Genomic DNA, 1,364 nt, shown 5'->3' with positions numbered 1-1,364 from the left:
CATGTGTGGACGGCCCCTGCGGTGCAAGAGCTTTTGTGCAGCGATGAGCACCGGTCGGGTGCATCCATGTGTTCGGCCTGTTCATGCAGCACCGCATGGCTGCTGGCCCTGATGAAGTCCGCGGATCGGATCCCTAATCACGTCATCGCGCTCGAAGCGCTCTGCTCCCCTGGGCTTGTTCGATCCCCGGTCTAACCGGTTTGTCATCACCACTCAGCTGCCCTCACACCATCCTGCCGCCCGCTTCAGCGGACGACGAGGACAGCGGTCACGCGGCAGCCGCCGCGTAGACCTCCTTGCGCGCCATCACCGCCCAAGCGATGCGCGCTGTCTTGTTAGCCAGTCCGACCGTCGCAATCTTCACTGGCTTGCGCTCGAGGAGTTGCGCGATCCAGGGCTGGCGGGTCGCATCTTTGCGCGCCATGCGCATGACCGCGGTCGCGCCGACGACCAGCAGCTTACGGAGATATCCGTCGCCCTGCTTGCTTATGCCGCCAAGCCGCTCCTTGCCACCTGAGCTATGGGGCCGCGGTGTGAGCCCAAGCCATGCAGCAAATTGCCGCCCCGACCGGAACAGCGATGCATCGGGCACGGCGGCGGCGATTGCCGAAGCAGTGATCGGACCGATGCCGGGGATGGTCGCAAGCCGCCGGCTGGTGTCATTGCCGCGGTGCCAGGCGAGGATCTGCGACTCGAGCCGGTCAACTTCACTCGCCAGCGAGCGCAGTTGAGCGCCGATGGTATGCAGCGCTGATTGCGCATGCGCCGGCAGCTTCTCCTGCCCCTCGTGGAGGAGCTTCATCAGCGCGGCAACGCCGCCCGGTCCCTTGCTGGTGACAATGCCATACTCCGAAAGATGCGCTCGCAGGGCGTTGATCAACGCGGTTCGCTGTCGCACGAGTAGATCTCGGGTCTTGTGGAGCATCAGCACGGCCTGCTGGTCGACGCTCTTCACAGCAACGAACCTCATCGTCGGCCGGGTAACCGCTTCGCAGATCGCCTCAGCGTCAGCGGCGTCGGTCTTCCCACGCTTCACGTACGGCTTCACGTAGGCCGGCGGCATCAGTCGGACATCATGGCCTAGCGCCAGAAGCTCGCGACCCCAATGGTGCGCCGATGCGCACGCTTCCATCCCGACAAGGCACGGCGGCAACGATGTGAAGAACTTCAGCACCTCGCCGCGCCGAAGCTGCCGCCGCACCAACACCCTGCCATCAGCGCTGATCGCATGGACCTGAAACACGTTTTTCGCCAGATCGACACCGACGGTCACGACATCCTGCTGCATGGATCAACTCCTAGACGTGGCTCAACGACCACATCATCGCACAGCTACGCTGGTGCAGGGGCCGTCCAACCCATCA

The 1,364-nt window shown here is 64.0% G+C and carries 1 protein-coding gene; it reads right to left on the bottom strand.

Translation table 11 applies throughout. The features are described 5' to 3' along the window. Positions 1–268 precede the first annotated feature (268 nt). Positions 269–1,288, bottom strand: coding sequence for an IS110 family transposase (locus tag CA236_RS18570; protein ID WP_046406371.1), 1,020 nt, complete (start codon positions 1,286–1,288; stop codon positions 269–271). Between the last annotated feature and the right edge of the window lie 76 nt (positions 1,289–1,364).

Source organism: Sphingomonas sp. ABOLG, from assembly GCF_003950435.1.
Lineage (GTDB): Bacteria > Pseudomonadota > Alphaproteobacteria > Sphingomonadales > Sphingomonadaceae > Sphingomonas > Sphingomonas panaciterrae.
This window is presented reverse-complemented; position numbering and strand designations above follow the sequence as displayed.

Bases quoted from the DNA above. Each gene is read 5' to 3' on its own strand.
- CA236_RS18570 (WP_046406371.1), bottom strand. From the start codon at position 1,288: ATGCAGCAGGATGTCGTGACCGTCGGTGTCGATCTGGCGAAAAACGTG.